This is a genomic window from Aeromonas sp. SER, assembly GCF_038739615.1.
Taxonomy (GTDB): Bacteria; Pseudomonadota; Gammaproteobacteria; order Enterobacterales; family Aeromonadaceae; genus Aeromonas; species Aeromonas jandaei.
The window spans coordinates 161,488-178,503 of record NZ_JBCGFC010000003.1 but is presented as its reverse complement, the minus strand read 5'-3'; the positions used below and the strand labels follow the sequence as shown (position 1 = coordinate 178,503).

Here is a 17,016-nt window from a genome sequence, read left to right as displayed (position 1 = left end):
GGGGCTGGCGTGATCCAAAGCAAGAAAGTTGGATGTTTTGGTGGCGCGTGAGGCTGCCGCTGGGGTAGTTTCGATAAAACCGACACAGATCCTGAGGTCTTATCCATGATCATCTACCTGCATGGCTTCGATGCCACCAGCCCCGGCAATCACGAGAAAGTGCTGCAGTTGCAGTTTATTGATGATGATGTGCGTTTCGTGCACTACAGCACGGTTCACCCCCGTCATGATATGAGCCACCTGCTCAAGGAAGTGAAGAAGCAGCTCGACATGAGCACAGATCCCAAGCCCCTCATCTGCGGTGTCGGACTCGGGGGCTACTGGAGCGAGCGCATCGGCTTTTTGTGCGGCATTCGTCAGGTGATCTTCAACCCCAATCTGCACCCCGAAGAGAACATGCAGGGCAAGATCGACCGGCCGGAGGAGTACGAGGATATTGGCACCAAGTGTGTAACTGAATTTCGTAAGAAAAATTCAGGAAACTGCCTGTGCATCCTTTCCGTTCAGGATGAAGTGCGCGATAATCGGGACACTGAACGTGAATTGAAGAACTATTACGACATCGTGTGGGATGATCGCGAGACCCATAAGTTCAAAAACATCTCGCACCATCTGCAGCGGATGAAGGCCTTCAAAGAAGCCTGATCCATCACGTCGACCGATTTCGTTTTAGGGAGCCAATGGCTCCCTTTCGTTTTGAGGAACCGAGGAAAAATCATCATGATGAATATTGTCGTTGTAGGCGGCGGCGCCGGTGGCCTGGAGTTGGCCACCAGTCTGGGTCGCAAGCTTGGCAAGAAGAACAAGGCCAAGATCACTCTGGTCGATCGCAACCGCACCCACCTGTGGAAGCCCCTGCTGCACGAAGTAGCCACCGGCTCCATGGATGCGGGCATCGATGCCCTGAGCTATCAGTCTCACGCCAAGAACCACGGTTTCGACTTCCAGCTCGGCACCCTGACCGACATCAAGCGCGACGAGAAACGCATCGTACTGGCCCCGATCCACGACGACAGTGGCGACATCGTGGTCAACGAGCGCGAGCTGCCTTACGACTATCTGGTGATGGCCATCGGCTCTGTTTCCAATGACTTCAACACCAAGGGCATCAGGGAGCACTGTATCTTCCTCGATAGCCCCTCCCAGGCGCACCGTTTCCACAACAGCATGATGAACCGCTTCCTGCAGTTCGCGACCGAATATCAGCCGGGCGACAAGGTGAAGATTGCCATCGTTGGCGGTGGCGCCACCGGCGTCGAGCTCTCTGCCGAGCTCTACAACGCGGTCGAGCAGCTCTATGCCTATGGCTTCAAGAACCTGACCACCGACAGCCTGAAGGTGACGCTGGTGGAAGCGGGCCCCCGCATCCTGCCGGCCCTGCCGGAGCGCATCAGCGGCGCTGCTCATCAGGAGCTGGTCAAGCTGGGGGTGGACGTGCGTACCGCCACCATGATCACCGAAGCGACCGCCGAAGGTCTGCATACCAAGGATGGCGAGCTGATTGAAGCTGACCTGATGGTGTGGGCTGCCGGTATCAAGGCGCCGGATTTCATGAAGGATATCGCTGGTCTTGAGACCAACCGCATCAACCAGCTGGTGGTGAAAGAGACCCTGCAGACCACCCGTGACGAGAACATCTTCGTCATCGGTGACTGCGCCGCTTGCCCGCAGCCGGATGGCAAGTTCGTGCCGCCGCGCGCCCAGTCTGCCCACCAGATGGCCAGCCAGGCGTTCAAGAACATTCTGGCCAAGATGAACGGCGGCGAGATGAAGCCCTACCTCTACCACGACCACGGTTCGCTGGTATCCCTCAGCCGCTTCTCCACCGTGGGCAGCCTGATGGGCAACCTGATGCGCGGCTCCATGATGGTGGAAGGCTATATCGCCCGTCTGGTGTACATCTCCCTCTACCGGATGCACCAGATCGCCCTGCACGGCTACGTCAAGACCGGCCTCATCATGCTGGTGGGTCGTATCAACCGTGTGCTGCGTCCGACCCTGAAGCTGCACTAAGCCGGGATTTGTCACAATTCGGAATAGCACAAAAGGAGAGGCCATGGCCTCTCCTTTTTTATGCGCGCAGATAGGGGAAAAGGAGTTATTTGCCCAGATAGGTGCGATCGAAGAAGGTGTTGACCCAGTGGGGGCGGTAGATGGCGAGCACCGTCATCGCCATGCCGTTGAGGAGCGCTTCCGGAAAGAGCAGCAGCGGCCAGATGGAGAGGTAGTCTGCCGTGATGGTATGCCAGGGGTAGCTGCCGCTTATCCCCATCAACAGGGCGCTGGCTGCAACCTTGACCGAGATGGCGAGGGCGCCGCCAAGAAAGGCGGCAACGAAGATATAGACAAAGAGATGGCGCGGCAGCCAGGCCCAGCTGGCCAGAAACAGCAGCCAGCTGCTGGCTACTGGCAGGGCAATGCCAACCAGCGCCTGCCAGCCAAAGTCGGCCAGATTGGTGACGCCAAAGTAATCGAGTACCAGCAGGGTCAGGCAGGGGGCGAGCAGGGCCAGCCGCCAGCCCAGCAGCAGGGTGAGGGTGGTGAGTCCGAGAAAATGCACCTCCAGTCCGTCGTGCAGACCGGCGCGCAGCGTCCAGAGCGGGATGAGAGCGATGGCGCTCCCCAGCAGCAGATGCTGGTAGAGGGGGTTGTCATGAAGCAGTTGCCACAGGGTGCGGCGCAGGCTGAAAGTCAGTAGCAGCAGCCAGATCAGAAGAGCGGCGAGTTGTCCTTCACTCATCATTCGTTCACTCACGAGGCAGTCAGATTACGCCGGGCAGCCAGATCCCTGCCACCCGAAAACAGAGCAGGCTGACGAGTCAGCCTGCTTGCACATCAATATTTCACGTTGTTGTGGTACTTGCCAAGTATCCCCTTGACCCGTTCCATGGTCTCCTTGCTGGGGGGCTTTATCCCGCTCAGCTCGTAAGGATCACCCAGCACATCCCACTTGTGTTTGCCGAGTTCGTGATAGGGGAGCAGCTCCACCTTCTCGACGCTCTCGCCCAGCTCGGCGATGAACTGACCCAGCCCTTCGGCGCTCTCGTCGTCGTCGCTCCAGGTCGGCACCACCACGTAGCGGATCCACATGGTCTTGCCTTTGGCTGCCAGATAGCGGGCAAACTCCAGGGTGTATCTGTTGCTGACGTGGGTCAGCGGAATGTGTTTCTCGTCATTGATCTGCTTGATGTCGAGCAGCACCAGATCGGTCTGGTCGAGCAGCTTGTCCACCTGTTCGTCGAGATGACGGACGAAGCCGTTGGTATCGAGGCAGGTGTGGATCCCTTTCTCTTTGCAGGCGGTAAAGAGTTCGGTGATGAAAGCAGGTTGCAGCATGGCTTCACCGCCGGATGCGGTCACACCGCCACCGGAGGCATTCATGAAGTGGCGATAGCTGGTGATGTCACTCATCAACTCCGGCACTGTCACTTCGCGGCCACCCTCGGTATCCCAGGTATCGCGGTTGTGGCAGTACTTGCAGCGCATCAGGCATCCTTGCATGAATACGATAAAGCGTATTCCCGGACCGTCGACGGTACCGCAGGTTTCAACGGAATGGATCCGGCCAATGGCGCCGTGACTCTCGGCTTGTTCACTGATTTCAACGGCAGGGATCCGGTTAATGACTGACATAGACAACTCCAACGATTCGAGCAGGCCGTTATTTTATTACATAAACCCCTATTGATCCTACACCTTTAGTCCGGCCCGTTGCCGTCCAGCAGCTGTTCCAGCTCCCTGATGGTGAGCGGGCGGCTGGTGAGGAACCCTTGATAATGCTGACATCCCAGCTCTCGAAGAATGGCCAGTTGCGCCTCCTCTTCCACCCCTTCGGCGGTGACGGTAAAGCGGAATACCTGAGCCAGATCGAGGATTGCCTTGACGATGGCCCTGTCCTGCTCGCTGTGCACCAGGGTCTGGATGAAGCTTCTGTCGAGCTTCACCTCATCGGCGGGCAGATCCCGTAGATAGGCGAGTGACGAGTAGCCGGTGCCAAAGTCATCGATGGAGATGAGGATACCGAGCTCCTTGAGCTGGCGCATGCGGGCGATGCTCTCGATGCGATTCTCCAGCACCACGGATTCGGTCACCTCCAGCAGCAGGCGGGAGGGCGGAATGCCGGTATCGCGCAGAATGTACTCCACCTGCTGGACGAAGCCCTGGGTGTGGAACTGGCGGGCACTGACGTTGACCGACAGGTGAGGGATCTGCAGGCCGCGGTTGAGCCAGAAGCTGTATTGCGCGCAGGCGGTTTTCATCACCCAGTAGCCGATCTCGAGGATCAGGCTGGTCTCCTCGGCGATGGGGATGAACTCGCCGGGGGGCACCATGGTGCCATCGCTGCGCTGCCAGCGCAGCAGTGCCTCGACCCCCGAGAGGGTGCCGTTATCCACCCGATATTGCGGCTGGTAGTGCAGTTGCAGCTCGTGGTGGCGCAAGGCATCGCGCAACTGGTTGGTGAGGGTGAGGCGGTTTTTCTCCAGCTCGGCCATCGCTTCGGTAAAGAAGACGTAGTTGCCCTGACCGGCACGCTTGGCCATGTGAGTGGCCGTGTCAGCCTGTTGCATCAGGGTGAGGTGATCCATGCCGTTGCCGGCAAAGAGGCTGATCCCGACCGAGGCGCTGCAGTGCAGCTTGTGATCGGCTATTTCGAACGGGGTGCGAAACAGCCCCATCAACTCGCGGGCGAAGTGCTCTGCCAGAATTTTGGCGGTCACTTCACCCTGTCCAAGCTGGGTAAAGAGCAGGGCAAATTCATCCCCCGAGATGCGAGCTTGTACCAGATTGTCCTGCGGCAGCTCCCTGAAGCGGCGTACCACCGCCTGCAGCAGCAGATCGCCACAGGCGTGGCCGAGAGAGTCGTTGATCGACTTGAAGTTGTCGAGATCGACCAGCAGCAATGCCCCCCACTGACCATCGGACGTCTCCAGCGTGCGCTGCAAAATGGTGTTGAGGCTGCGGCGATTGTGCAGGCCGCAGAGATCGTCGTAGTAGGCGAGCTGCTCTATGTGTCTGGCCGCCTCTTTCTCCTCGGTGATGTCGTAGAAGCTGCAGATGAAGTGGCTGAGTTCTCCCTGCTCATCCTTCACGCCGCTTACCATCAGGCGCACCGGGAAGAGGTGGCCATCCTGATGCAGGCAGCGCTCTTCACCCAGCCAGAACTCCTGTTCGGCCACGGCACGGCTGACATCCTCTTTCAGGTGATCACCATAGTAGGTGGGGCGCAGCTTGCGGATGGAGTGGCCAACCACCTCCACCTCGCCAAATCCGGTGATGCGGGTAAAGGAGTGGTTCACCTTGAGGATGATGCCGTTGTGATCCATTACCAGCAGGCCATCGTGGGTATTGAAGGCCACTTCGGCCAGGCGCAGGGCGTCGTCGGTAGCAAGGCGCTTGAGCTCGATGGCGGCCCGCTCGTGCTGGCTGCTCAAGAGATCCAGCAGCGGTTCCGGGTCACTCAGCGTCTCGTCGAGCAGCAAGGTGAGCTGGCCGGTCGGGGTGCCACCCGCGTTGTGCAGCGGGATGCCGATATAGGCCCTGGCATTGAGGGCCAGCAGACGGTGCGCCTTGGGATAGCGCAGCGCCAGATCTTCCACATAGATAGCTTGCCCGTGCTGGAACAGCTCCCTGCCGGGGCCCGGATCCATCTGCAGGGGCTTGAGGGCGGAGAAGGTCTCCTCGTTGAGGACGCAGCGGGGAATGATCCAGAGATCCTGCCCCCGTGGCTGGAACTCGCCGATCCAGCCGGCACGTGCGCCGCTGGCGGCTTTGGCCCATTGCAGCAACGTTTTGCAGTAGTCGATGCCGGTGAGCTGGTGCAGCTCGGCAGGCAGGGCGAGGTCGCTTGCGCTCTCCTCCTGCACCGGTTGCCAGTGGCCAAGCAGTTGGGCGCAGTGGCGCACCAGTTGCAGCATCTCGTCGCCAAGAGGAGTCGGGTCGAGATATTCGATGCTGAGCACGCCAAAGAGCTTGTCCTGCTCCAGCATGGCACCGTCGAGGCGCGAGCTGACGCCGGCACTGGCCAGATAGAGGTGGTTGCTCAGCATCGGCTGATGGGCCGCTTCCGAGAAGCTCAGGGATTTGCGGGTGCGCAGGGCACGGATATAGCGGCTGTCGCCACGAATGGGATAGATGCCATCAACACCCAGAGTAAAGACGGGAGTGAGCTGCTCGCAGCCCAGATCGCCGTTGGCCTGATAGTGCCAGAGAATGAGTCGATCGGCGCCCAGACTATCCTTGAGGGTTTCCAGCAGGAGAGCATACTGTTGCTGGCTCGCCATCTGGCTAAGGCGCGGCAGTTGCAGTGCCAGCTCGGAGACCGGCTCCAGATGCCGGTGCTGCAGGCAGATAAGCCAGAAGCCATCCTGCTCATGGGCGATGGCGATGTGCCAGAGCTGGCCGCCAAAGCGCAGGGAGAGTTTGCCGCCATGGCCATTGGCCAGCATCTGCTCGATGGGCAGGCGCAGATCGGCGGGCAGCTGGGCAGGCCAGGGGGCGCGCGGTTCGTCGAGCCAGTAGAGCGGCGTTTGCATCACGTCGGTCAGGGCGACCAGCCGTTGGCTGCGCAGGTCCAGACGAAAAAAAAGGGGAGTCTGGAGGGCAGGGGGAAGATGACTGAGAGCGGTAGACGACATGAACGAACAACATCCTGTTAAGCAACCGTCGGGGCTGCAAGAATACTGCAAAATCGAGGGAAACAAAATTTCATTGAAATCTAAATTAGAGGTTGCTAATTTATTGGCCATTATCTTCTAGGAGGAGTCTTGCAGATGAAACGGATCCTGATTATCGGTGGGGTTGCGGGGGGCGCATCGGCGGCCGCCAGAGCACGCCGGCTGAGCGAAGAGGCGGAGATCGTGATGTTCGAGCGGGGCGAGTTTGTCAGCTTTGCCAACTGCGGTCTGCCCTACCACATCGGTGGCGATATCCCCAATCGGGATGCTTTGTTGTTGCAGACTCCCCAGAGTTTCAAGCGCCGTTTCAACGTCGATGTGCGAGTCTTTCACGATGTGATCGAGATAGACAGGGCAGGCAAATCATTGCTGGTGCGCAATCTGCAAACCGGTGAAGAGCTGCGCGAACCCTATGACGTGCTTCTGCTGAGCCCGGGCGCCGCACCGATCCGGCCGGCTTTCCCCGGTATCGATAGCCCTCGGGTGCATACCCTGCGCAATATCCCCGACATGGACCGGATTCTGGCCTCTCTTCACCACGATCAACCGCGTCACGTCACCGTGGTGGGCGGCGGCTTTATCGGGCTGGAGATGATGGAGGCGCTGCATCAGCGCAAGCTGGATGTCACCCTGCTGGAGCTCTCCGATCAGGTGATGGCACCGGTGGACAGGGAGATGGCCAACATGCTCCATGCCCGTATTCGTGAAGAGGGGATCGACCTGCGCCTGCGTACCGGCCTCACAGCCATCGAGAGTCTGGATCTGCCTGCCGAGAAAACCGCCGCCGTGGCTACCGCCAACAGCGGTGGCCTGCGCCTGACCCTCAATGATGGTTCCCATCTTGATACTGGTCTCTTGATCCTCGCCATCGGCGTCAAACCGGAAACCCTGCTTGCCGCCAAGGCGGGGCTGGAGCTGGGGCCGCGCGGCGGCATCAAGGTGGATGCCGGCATGCGCACCTCGGATCCCTTTATCTATGCGGTGGGGGATGCGGTGGAGGAGATTGACTTCGTCACCGGCGAATCAGTGCTGATCCCGCTGGCTGGCCCAGCCAACCGGCAGGGGCGCATCGCCGCCGACAATATGCTGGGCCGAGCCGAAACCTACAAGAAGACGCAAGGGACAGCCATCTGCAAGCTGTTCGATCTGGCGGTGGCCAGCACCGGGCTCAACGAGAAGCGACTGGTGCAGCTGGGGTTACCGTTCGAGAAGGCTTATGTCCACCCGGGCAGCCATGCCGGTTACTACCCTGGCGCCCATCCGGTCAGCCTCAAGCTGTTGTTTGCCCCGGATGGCAAGATTTACGGCGCCCAGGCAGTGGGCAAGGATGGCATCGACAAGCGCATCGATGTGCTGGCGGTGGCCCAGCGCGCCGGTCTCACCGTGTTTGACCTGCAGGATCTGGAGCTCACCTATGCGCCGCCCTTTGGCTCGGCCAAGGATGTAATCAACATGGCCGGGTTTGTGGCAAGCAACCACCTGAAGGGGGACACCCTGCTCTGCCACGTGGCCGAGGTGCAGGCTCGCAATCCTCACCAGCAGGTGGTGGATGTGCGCAACGGCCCCGAGCTTGACAAGCTGGGCCGCATTCCGGGTGCCATGCATATCCCGCTCGACGAGCTGCGTGGTCGCCTCCATGAGCTGCCCAAGGAGAAGGAGCTGCTGATCAGCTGTCAGGTCGGGCTGCGTGGTCACGTTGCTTGCCGCCTGCTGAGCCAGCACGGCTTCAAGGTGAAGAACCTCTCCGGCGGCTTTAAAACCTGGCAGATGGCTACTGCCGAATAACCCCTTTCTGTGCCTGTTTGCCCCTCTCCCTTGTGCGCGCAAGATGAGGGGCTTTTTCTTTTTGCCGCCCGGCGCCATTTCGCCGCATTTTTTTCTCTCTGCGAGACAAAATTAACGTTTTGTTCATGGGGGGAGTGCTATAACCCCTGCCTCGTTCACGGTGAACGTTGTGGTAGGGAGTAAGAGATGCTGGATATGTTGATGGCCATTTGGCATCAGGACTTTGATGCCCTGATCCAGATGCAGGCGGTGCCCATGCTCATCTGTTGTCTGATGCTGGTGCTGTTGCTGGAGTCGGCGTTTGTCTTTCTCCCCCTGCCGGGAGACAGTCTGGTGCTGCTGGCCGGTGGGCTGGTGGGAATGGGCGTTCTGGGGACGGAAGTGACGCTCATCTATTTGCCGCTGGCGGCGGGGTTTGGCTCCGTGCTTGCCTATCTGCAAGGCAGGGCGCTGCAGCGCACCCGCTTTATGGAACATATCGAGCGGATGTTGCCGCCAGACAGTTTGCCCAAAGCGACCCGGCTGCTGAACCGGTATGGTTTTCTGGCCATGTTTGCCTCCCGCTTTATTCCGTTCGTCCGGGTGCTGACCCCCATGCTGATGGGGATAGGTCGCCTGAGCGTGCTGCGCATGTGCGTGGCGAGTTTCGCCAGCGCCGTGCTCTGGTCACTTTGTCTGAGTCTGGTGGGCAAGTTGGCGATGACGGTGCCTTTTTTTGTTGCCCATAGCGAACTGCTGACCCGCATGCTGCTCATTACCTCTCTGGTGCTCTTCCTTATCGCCGTGACGGCCATCCTCTTTCGCTGGTTCAAGGGCGGCACCAAAAGAGAGCAATCCCCCCTCCGTTGATTTCGGTCTGTTGAGTGTTCGGCCGCTCTGAAAGGGCGGCCGTTGTCGCAGCAAGGTGGCTTCTGCCTGTTGTCGCGAGAATCCTCTTTGTGTCAGGGGCGCTCGATGCTTTATCCTGTTTGCTGCCTCGCTGCTGTTGCAGCGGATCCCAGCCAGGATGGAATCTATGCGCCTCTTTCACGCTCGCCCGGTTTCCCGTCGCTCTGCCCAAGGAGCACACCCTCTGAATCGTCGCCGCTGGTCGGCACTGCTGCTATCCGGGTTGGCCGGTTTGCTGCTGGCCGGTTGCGGCCCCGACAAGCCTGTCGCCAGTGGGCAGACCAAAGAATCCACAGCCCAGCAGGAGGCCGGGGCGCCAACTTCTGTAGTGCAGGCCAATGCCCGTCAATATCGCGACGCGCCAGCGCTGGCGCTGGTCTTCTCCGGCCCCTTGGTGCCCAAGGCAAACTGGCAGAGCTGGCTTGGGGTCAGTGAAGGGGGCAAGCAGGTGCAGGGGGAGTGGATCCTCGCCGACGATGGTCGCACCCTCTATTTCCCGAACGTGCAGCCCGACAAGAGCTATGAGGTGAGCCTCAAGGCGGGGCTGGGCCCATCCCCCCAGAGCTGGACCCTCAAGACCCGGCCGCTGGAGGCGGGGGCCTCCTTTACCGCCAGTGGCATGGTATTGCCGCTGCGCGACGAGCTGCGCCTGCCCATCAGCGCGGTCAACGTGGACGAGGTTAATATCGATTTCTTCCGGGTCGATGCGGAATATCTGCCCCGCTTTCTGGCCGAGTATCGCCCCGGTTCTGGCATGGGCAACTGGGAGCTTGAGCAGATCACCAAGCGGGCCAAGCGGGTGTTCAGCGGCCGCTATGCGCTGGAGCTTGATGCCAACCGGCGCGAGACCCGCCTCATCAATGTGAAGGAGCCGCAGCTGGCGGAGGCCGGCGTCTACTTTGCGGTGATGTCGCCCCTTGGCAACTACGACTGGCGCAAGGAGACCACCTATTTTGCGGTGAGCGACATGGGGCTCAGTGCCCGCCGTTACCGCGATCAGCTGGAGGTGTTTGTCAGCTCCCTGGCCAGCGCCGACCCGCTCAAGGATGTGCAGCTCTCCCTGCTCGACGAGAAGGGCAACCGGTTGCAGGTGCAAACCACCGATCCGCAGGGCCATCGCCGTTTCGATCAGGTGCAGGGGGCTCGCCTGCTGCTGGCCGAACAGGGCAACCATCTGGCGGTGCTGCGCCTCGATGGGGCGGCGCTCGATCTCTCCACCTTCGATCTCGGCACCCAGCCCTGGCAGGCTCAGCAGCTCTATCTCTTTAGCGGGCGCGATCTCTATCGCCCCGGCGAGCGGCTCGACAGCGAAATCCTGCTAAAAGGGCAGGATGGCCAGCTGCTGCCCGGCATGGCGGTGGAGTTGGAGGTGAAGCAGCCGGACGGTCAATTGCTCGAACAGAAACGGCTGCTACCCGATAGCCTTGGCGCCGCCCACTACGGCTTGCGTCTGCCGGACGATGCGCCGCTCGGGCGCTGGACCATCAACCTCAAGACCGCCGCCGGCAGCCGCTTCGAGTGGCCCTTTTTGGTGGAGGAGTTTCTGCCTGAGCGGTTGAAACTGCAGCTTGGCAAGGGGCCGGATGGGGAAGTCACGAGTCTGGACGCCGCCCTGACGCTGCCACTGCAAGGGGACTATCTCTACGGCGCGCCGGCCAGTGCCACCAAGGCCAAGGCTGAGGTCAAGATTAGCCGCGCCACCATGCCCTTTACCCAGTGGCAGGAGTTCACTCTGGGTGACGTGCTGCTTGCCGAGCAGGCAAAGGATCTCGAACCTCTCAATCTCACCCTCGATGCGCAGGGGCAGGGGACTTTTTCGTTAGCTGATGAGCTCGATGGGGTGCGCGCCCTCGGGCCGCTGGAGGTGGCCTATCGAGTGTCGCTCGCCGAGCCCGGTGGCCGCGCCGTCAATCGCAGCCGCACCCAGTATGGCTGGCCTGCAGGCAGCCAGTGGCCGGCACTCAAGGCCGATTTCGTGGCCGATCGGGTAGAGGGGGGCAAGCCGCTCCCCTTCCAGATCCTCAACCTCGATGACAAGGGCCAACCGGTGGCGGGGGCGGTGAAAGTGCGCCTTATCAACGAGTACCGCGACTACTACTGGCACTACGCCGATGGCGAGGGGTGGAAGTACGAATTCAACAGCCAGCCCTATCTGGAGCAGGAGCAGACCCTGCAGCTGGATGGCAAGGGGCCGACCCCGCTCACGCTGCAACTGGCGGCGGGCTGGTATCGATTGGAGGTGGAGAACAGTCAGGGCCATCAATCCAGCCTGCGGGTAGAGATCGGCAGCTACGCCTGGGGCGGCGGTGGCGAGCAGGCACGGCCCGACAAGATTGCCATCACTCTCGACAAGCGCGCCTATCAGGCGGGTGACAAGGCCAAAGTGACTCTGGTGGCGTCGCGCCCCGGTAAGGGCTTGCTGCTAGTGGAAGATGGCGACGGCCTGCGCTGGTGGCAGCGCATCGAACTCAAGGGCGCAGGTGGCGATGCCAAGGATGCCCGCGACGAGTTCGAGATCCCGGTCAGCCCCGAGTGGCAGCGCCACGATCTGCATATCTCGGCCCAGATCGCCGCGCCAGACAGCGCCTCCAAACCGGTCAGCAGCCAGCAGGGACAGAGCCTGCGCTCGGTCGGGCTGGTGCCGCTCACCCTGGATCGGGAAGCGCGCCGTCTGCCGCTCACCCTGAGCGCGCCTGATAAAGCGGTGCCGCTTACCCGGCTGGAAGTGACCGCTACCTCCACCCCCAACAGTCAGGGACGGGTGGTGCTGGCGGCGGTGGATCGGGGCGTGCTCAATATCAGCGACTACCAGCCCCTCGACCCGTTCGAGATCTTCTTTGGCCGCAAGCGCTTCGCGCAAGATTTGTTCGACAACTACGGCCAGGTGATCCCGCCGCAGGATGGCAAGCTGGCCCGCCTCAACTACGGCGGCGATCGGGCGCCGCTGAAAAAGGGAGGCGCGCTGGAGAGCCGGGTCGAAATAGCCGCACTGTGGAGCGGCGAGGTGAGTTTTGACCAGCAGGGCAAAGCGGTGATCCCGCTCGATTTGCCCAACTTCAACGGTGAACTGGCGCTGATGGCGCTGGCCTGGAACGAACAGCAAGTTGGGGAGGCCGAGCGCGCCGTCAAGGTAGTAGCGCCCTTGGTAGCCGAAATTGGCTGGCCGCGCTTTGGCGCCAGAGGCGATGAGACCCGGGCGCTGGTGCAGCTGCGCAACATGAGCGGCGAGGATCAGACCCTCTCCCTTGTCTGGACCCTCAACGGCGGGCTCAAGGCAAATGGCGAGCTGCCCGGCACCCTTTCCCTTAAAAACGGCGAGGAGCAGTGGCTGACCCTGCCGCTCACCGTGACCGGGGCGAGCGGTGTGGCGAGCCTGCAGTTGGCGGCCAGCGGCAAGGATTTTGCGATAAGTCGCGACTGGACTTTGCCGCTGCGTTCCCCCTGGCCGGCCGAGACTCGCCAGCGTTACCAGATGCTGGCTCCCGGCCAGCAGATGAGCTTTGCGCCAGCTGAGCTGGCCGGGCTGGATCGCGCCAATCTGCAGGGGCTGCTCAGCCTCTCCGGCACTCCCCCCTGGGATCCGGCAGCCCAGTGGCAGGCGCTGGCCGACTACCCCTACGCCTGTCTGGAGCAGACTCTGTCCCGTGCCTGGCCTTACTTGCTGACCACGGCGGATGAGCGGGCCGCCTGGAGCAAACCCGCAGAGGGCAAGAAAGCGGCGAGTGAGGCGGATGTGCAACGCGCCCTGCTGCAACGGTTGCAGCGGTTGCAACTGCCAAGCGGCGGCTTTGGCCTGTGGGATGGTCGCTCCGACGAGGAGCAGTGGCTCACCGCTTATGCCGCCGACTACCTGCTGGCGCGCAAGGAGGCGGGCGATGCAGTGCCGGAGGCAATGCTCAATCAGGCGCTGAACCGGCTGCAAAGCTATCTCACCGACAGTCAGTATGGCGAGCGCTGGAGCAGTGCCCCCGAGCACAGCCGGCTGGCCTATCAGGCCTACAGTGCCTATGTGCTGGCCCGGATGGGCAAGGCACCGCTCGCTACCCTGCGTCTTATCTGGGAGCAGCAGGCCGATCACGCCCGCTCTGGTTTGCCGCTGCTCCACCTCTCGCTGGCCCTCTCGGCCATGGGGGATGAGCAGAACGCCGCCAAGGCCCTCAGCCGGGCATTGGCGACCGAGCGCGGTGATGACTATCTGGGGGATTACGGCTCACCGCTGCGCGATGAGGCCCTTGAACTCTCCTTGCTTCGTCAGCACAAGCTGGCGGCGGAGCGCTGGCCTGATCTCAGCGCCAAGGTGGCCGATACCCTGGCTCATCGTCAGTGGCTCAGCACTCAGGAGCGGCTCGCCCTGCTGCGACTCGCCCGCTTCGATCCGGCCGCCGACTGGCAGGCCAAGGTGACTTCCTCTCTTGGCAGTGGATCCCTGAGCGGTTCGGCTCCGCTGCAGCAGAGTGCCCCCGAGGCACTGGCCGCGAGCACCGTCACCAACGAGGGCAAGGGCTCGCTCTATGTGCAGCGCACTCTGGTCGGTTACCCAGAACAGGCGCCGGCGCGGATCAGCAAGGGGATGAGCGTGACCCGCAGCTGGTTCAATAGCGACGGTCAGCCGTTTGATCCCTCCAAGGTGAAGGTGGGCGATCTGGTGGTGGTGCGGCTCAACGTCAGCAGTGAATCGGCGGTGCCCGATGCCCTGCTGGTAGAGATGGTGCCCGCCGGCTTCGAGCTGGAGAACCCGGCCCTTGGCAACAGCATCAAGCTGGAAGAGCTCTCCATCGAGGGGAAACCGGCGTGGCAGAGCGAGTGGAACGACTATCTCAAGCATCAGGAGTTTCGCGATGACCGCTACACGGCAGCGCTGGATCTGAGCGAGGGGAGCAACCAGCAACTGGTCTACCTGATGCGGGCGGTGACGCCGGGTCGCTATCAGGTGCCGCCGACCCAGGTGGAGGATATGTACCGCCCCGAGCTGCGGGCTGTGGGTGAGGATATCCATGAGGTGATCATCTCTGAGTAACATTCCCTCCCTTGAGCGGGTTCGCCCGCTCACTTTCTGGCAGCGTGGCTGGCTGAAATTAGGTCGCACTGGCCACGCTGGCTGGCGCTGGCTTGGTCGCCTGCCACGCTGGCTGCGTTGCTCGGTGCTGGGCGTTGTAGCACTGCTGCTGTCATTGCTGGCACTGGATCGGCTCTTCCCGCCGCCACCGCTCGACCCTGCCTACGCACGGGTGGTACTCGACATGAAGGGGCGACCGCTGCGCGCCTTTGCCGATACCAGCGGCGTGTGGCGCTATCCCGTGACCCTGGAGCTGGTCTCCCCCCGCTATATCGAGGCGCTGCTGGGCTACGAGGATCGCTACTTCTGGCGCCATCCCGGGGTCAATCCGGTGGCCATGGTGCGCGGGGTCTGGCAGTGGCTGCGTTACGGGCGCGCCGTGTCGGGCGGCTCGACCCTCACCATGCAGGTGGCGCGTCTTATCGAGCCCTACCACAGGAGCGTGCCCGGCAAGCTTCGTCAGATGGCCCGCGCGCTGCAGCTGGAGTGGCACTACGACAAGCGCACCCTGCTCACCGTCTACCTCAACCGGGCGCCGTTTGGCGGCAATCTGGAGGGGGTGCAGGCGGCAAGTTTTGCCTATCTCGGCAAGAGTGCGGCCAAGCTGACCTATGCCGAGGCGGCGCTGTTGGCGGTGTTGCCGCAGGCTCCCAGCCGCAACCGGCCGGACCGGCATCCCGAGCGGGCCCGCACCGCCCGTGACAAGGTGATGCAGCGGCTGGTAGCACAAGGCGTCTGGCCCGAACAGGTGTGGCTGGAGGGGCGTATCGAGCCGGTGCTGGCTCGCGGCCACTTCACGCCGATGGAGGCGCCGCTGTTTGCCCGTCTTGCCGCCGACAATCAGGCCGGGGCACTGGTGCACACCACCATAGACGGCGATCTGCAGCGCTGGCTGGAGGGGCGGGTTGCAAGCTATATCCGTCGCTTCCCCGAGCAGACCTCAGCGGCGTTGCTGTTGGTAGATAACAAAACCATGGCGGTGCGCGCCTATGTAGGCAGCGCCGAGTATGGCAATTTGCGCCGCCACGGTTATCTGGACATGGTGCAGGCGATCCGCTCCCCCGGCTCCACCCTCAAGCCCTTCATCTACGGTCTGGCCATGGATGAAGGGTTGGTGCACTCGGCCTCCCTGCTCTCCGATGCACCGAGATTGGGCTCGGAGTATCGCCCCGCCAATTTCTCCGGCGCCTTTCAGGGGCCGGTGACCCTTGCGCAGGCGCTGCAGCAATCCCTCAACGTGCCGGCGGTGCAGGTGCTGGAGGCGCTTGGGCCGGACAAACTGGTCAGCCGCCTCGACAACGCCGGGGTGAGACTGGCGCTCTCCGACAAACCCAATCCTGCCATCGCGCTGGGGGCGGCGGGCATTCGGCTCGAACAGCTGGTGGCGCTCTACAGCTCGCTGACCCGGCAGGGGCAGGTGGCGATGCCGGTCTGGCTGGCGGGGCAGCAGGCGGTGTCGCGCCCCTTGCTGAGCCCGGGGGCAGCCTGGATCATCTGGCAAATATTGAGCGCGCAGGGGCGGGCGGATCAACCCTTTGCCAGCGAGGCGACCGGCCGGGTAAATCGACTGGCCTGGAAGACCGGCACCAGCTATGGCTATCGCGACAGCTGGGCGATGGGGGTCTCCGGTCGCTGGACCATAGGCGTCTGGCTTGGGCGCCCCGACGGTACCCCCATGCCCGGTTTTTACGGTCAGAGTGCAGCTGTGCCGCTGTTGCTCTCTGTTTACTCGCGGTTGGCTGACAACAGCCCCCTGCCGGCACAGCCCAATACGGTGAGCGAAGCCGAGATCTGCTGGCCGCTGGGGCGCAAAATGAGCTCGACCCTGCCTGAGGCCTGCTTGCAGCGTCAGAGCGCCTGGTTGCTGGAAGAGCGCGATCCTCCCACCTTGCCGGATCCCATGGACTGGCCCTCGCCGCTGCGTCAAGTTGCATTGACCGCCGCGGGCAAGCCGACTCTGACCCGTTGTCCCGATGCGGCGCAATCCGGCTTTCGAGCGCTCTGGCCATTGTCGCTGGAGCCGTGGCGGTCCCCCGGCGAGCGACGGCAGGCGCTGCTGGCCAGCGGTTGTGCAGGGGAGGGGCAGAGCGCTGAGCTGCAGGCTCCCATTCGCATCGTGGCGCTGGGGGAGGGCAACCTTATCCGCAGCCAGCGCTATCGGCTGCAGCCCAAGGTGCTCGGCGGTGTCGGCAAGCCGGCCTGGTTTCTCAACGGCCAGCGGCTGCGCTGGGACGGGGATCAGGTGCTGAGTGTGGCGGGTCGCTACCAGCTGGTGGTGGTGGACGAGGCGGGCAACAGCGATCGCATCGAGTTTCGCATGGTGCATCCTGACAGTGATGCCGGCACCATCACCCGTTGAGCGTTTTGCCGACAGCCATTGAGGGAAATGTAATTAACCATTTGAAATGCATCAATATTTGATTGGATGAATTAATTTTTGAATAATTGCGAGTTCATTCAAATCCAATCGGGAGTTCTCTTTTGCTGCGTGTTCTGTGTCCCTTGCTGGTGCTGATGAGTTCGGGCTGTGCCACTACCAATCATGGTGATCACCATGTTTCTCCTGAACGTACCGGGTTCTATTCACCTTTCGAACCAGCTTCCGAGAGTTTT

Annotated in this window: 9 protein-coding genes; 6 read left to right on the top strand and 3 right to left on the bottom strand. The window is 62.0% G+C overall.

Annotated features, from left to right (window positions below; all coding sequences use genetic code 11):
- The first annotated feature begins 105 nt into the window (after positions 1 to 105).
- Together ycfP and AAHA41_RS05885 are read left to right on the top strand one after the other, a co-directional pair.
- The gene (gene ycfP, locus AAHA41_RS05890; RefSeq protein WP_033113393.1) at positions 106 to 645 is read left to right on the top strand and encodes an alpha/beta hydrolase YcfP; all 540 of its coding nucleotides are present in this window, start codon (positions 106 to 108) and stop codon (positions 643 to 645) included.
- Positions 646 to 720: 75 nt separating this feature from the next.
- The gene (locus AAHA41_RS05885; protein ID WP_323070311.1) at positions 721 to 2,013 is read left to right on the top strand and encodes an NAD(P)/FAD-dependent oxidoreductase; all 1,293 of its coding nucleotides are present in this window, start codon (positions 721 to 723) and stop codon (positions 2,011 to 2,013) included.
- 85 nt (positions 2,014 to 2,098) lie between these two features.
- On the opposite strand, the gene AAHA41_RS05880 is transcribed toward AAHA41_RS05885, so the two are convergent.
- From AAHA41_RS05880 to AAHA41_RS05870, 3 genes are all read right to left on the bottom strand, one after another.
- Entirely contained in the window at positions 2,099 to 2,740 is a 642-nt protein-coding gene (locus AAHA41_RS05880) for an energy-coupling factor ABC transporter permease (RefSeq protein ID WP_042053233.1), read from the bottom strand.
- 95 nt (positions 2,741 to 2,835) lie between these two features.
- Entirely contained in the window at positions 2,836 to 3,633 is a 798-nt protein-coding gene (gene pflA / locus AAHA41_RS05875) for a pyruvate formate lyase 1-activating protein (RefSeq protein WP_042033423.1), read from the bottom strand.
- 65 nt (positions 3,634 to 3,698) lie between these two features.
- Entirely contained in the window at positions 3,699 to 6,635 is a 2,937-nt protein-coding gene (locus tag AAHA41_RS05870) for an EAL domain-containing protein (protein WP_323070310.1), read from the bottom strand.
- Between the two features lie 135 nt (positions 6,636 to 6,770).
- Between AAHA41_RS05870 and AAHA41_RS05865 the strand changes: the two genes are divergently transcribed.
- The 4 genes from AAHA41_RS05865 (at position 6,771) to pbpC (ending at position 16,762) form a co-directional block, all read left to right on the top strand.
- Complete coding sequence (locus AAHA41_RS05865; protein WP_323070309.1) at positions 6,771 to 8,459, top strand: FAD-dependent oxidoreductase; 1,689 nt, start codon at positions 6,771 to 6,773, stop codon at positions 8,457 to 8,459.
- A 186-nt stretch (positions 8,460 to 8,645) separates the two neighbouring features.
- Positions 8,646 to 9,308, top strand: coding sequence for a DedA family protein (locus AAHA41_RS05860; protein WP_064339852.1), 663 nt, complete (start codon positions 8,646 to 8,648; stop codon positions 9,306 to 9,308).
- 166 nt (positions 9,309 to 9,474) lie between these two features.
- Positions 9,475 to 14,364, top strand: a complete 4,890-nt coding sequence (locus AAHA41_RS05855) for an alpha-2-macroglobulin (protein ID WP_323070308.1) — start codon at positions 9,475 to 9,477, stop codon at positions 14,362 to 14,364.
- 52 nt (positions 14,365 to 14,416) lie between these two features.
- Complete coding sequence (gene pbpC, locus AAHA41_RS05850) at positions 14,417 to 16,762, top strand: penicillin-binding protein 1C (protein WP_323070330.1); 2,346 nt, start codon at positions 14,417 to 14,419, stop codon at positions 16,760 to 16,762.
- The last annotated feature ends 254 nt before the right edge of the window (positions 16,763 to 17,016 follow it).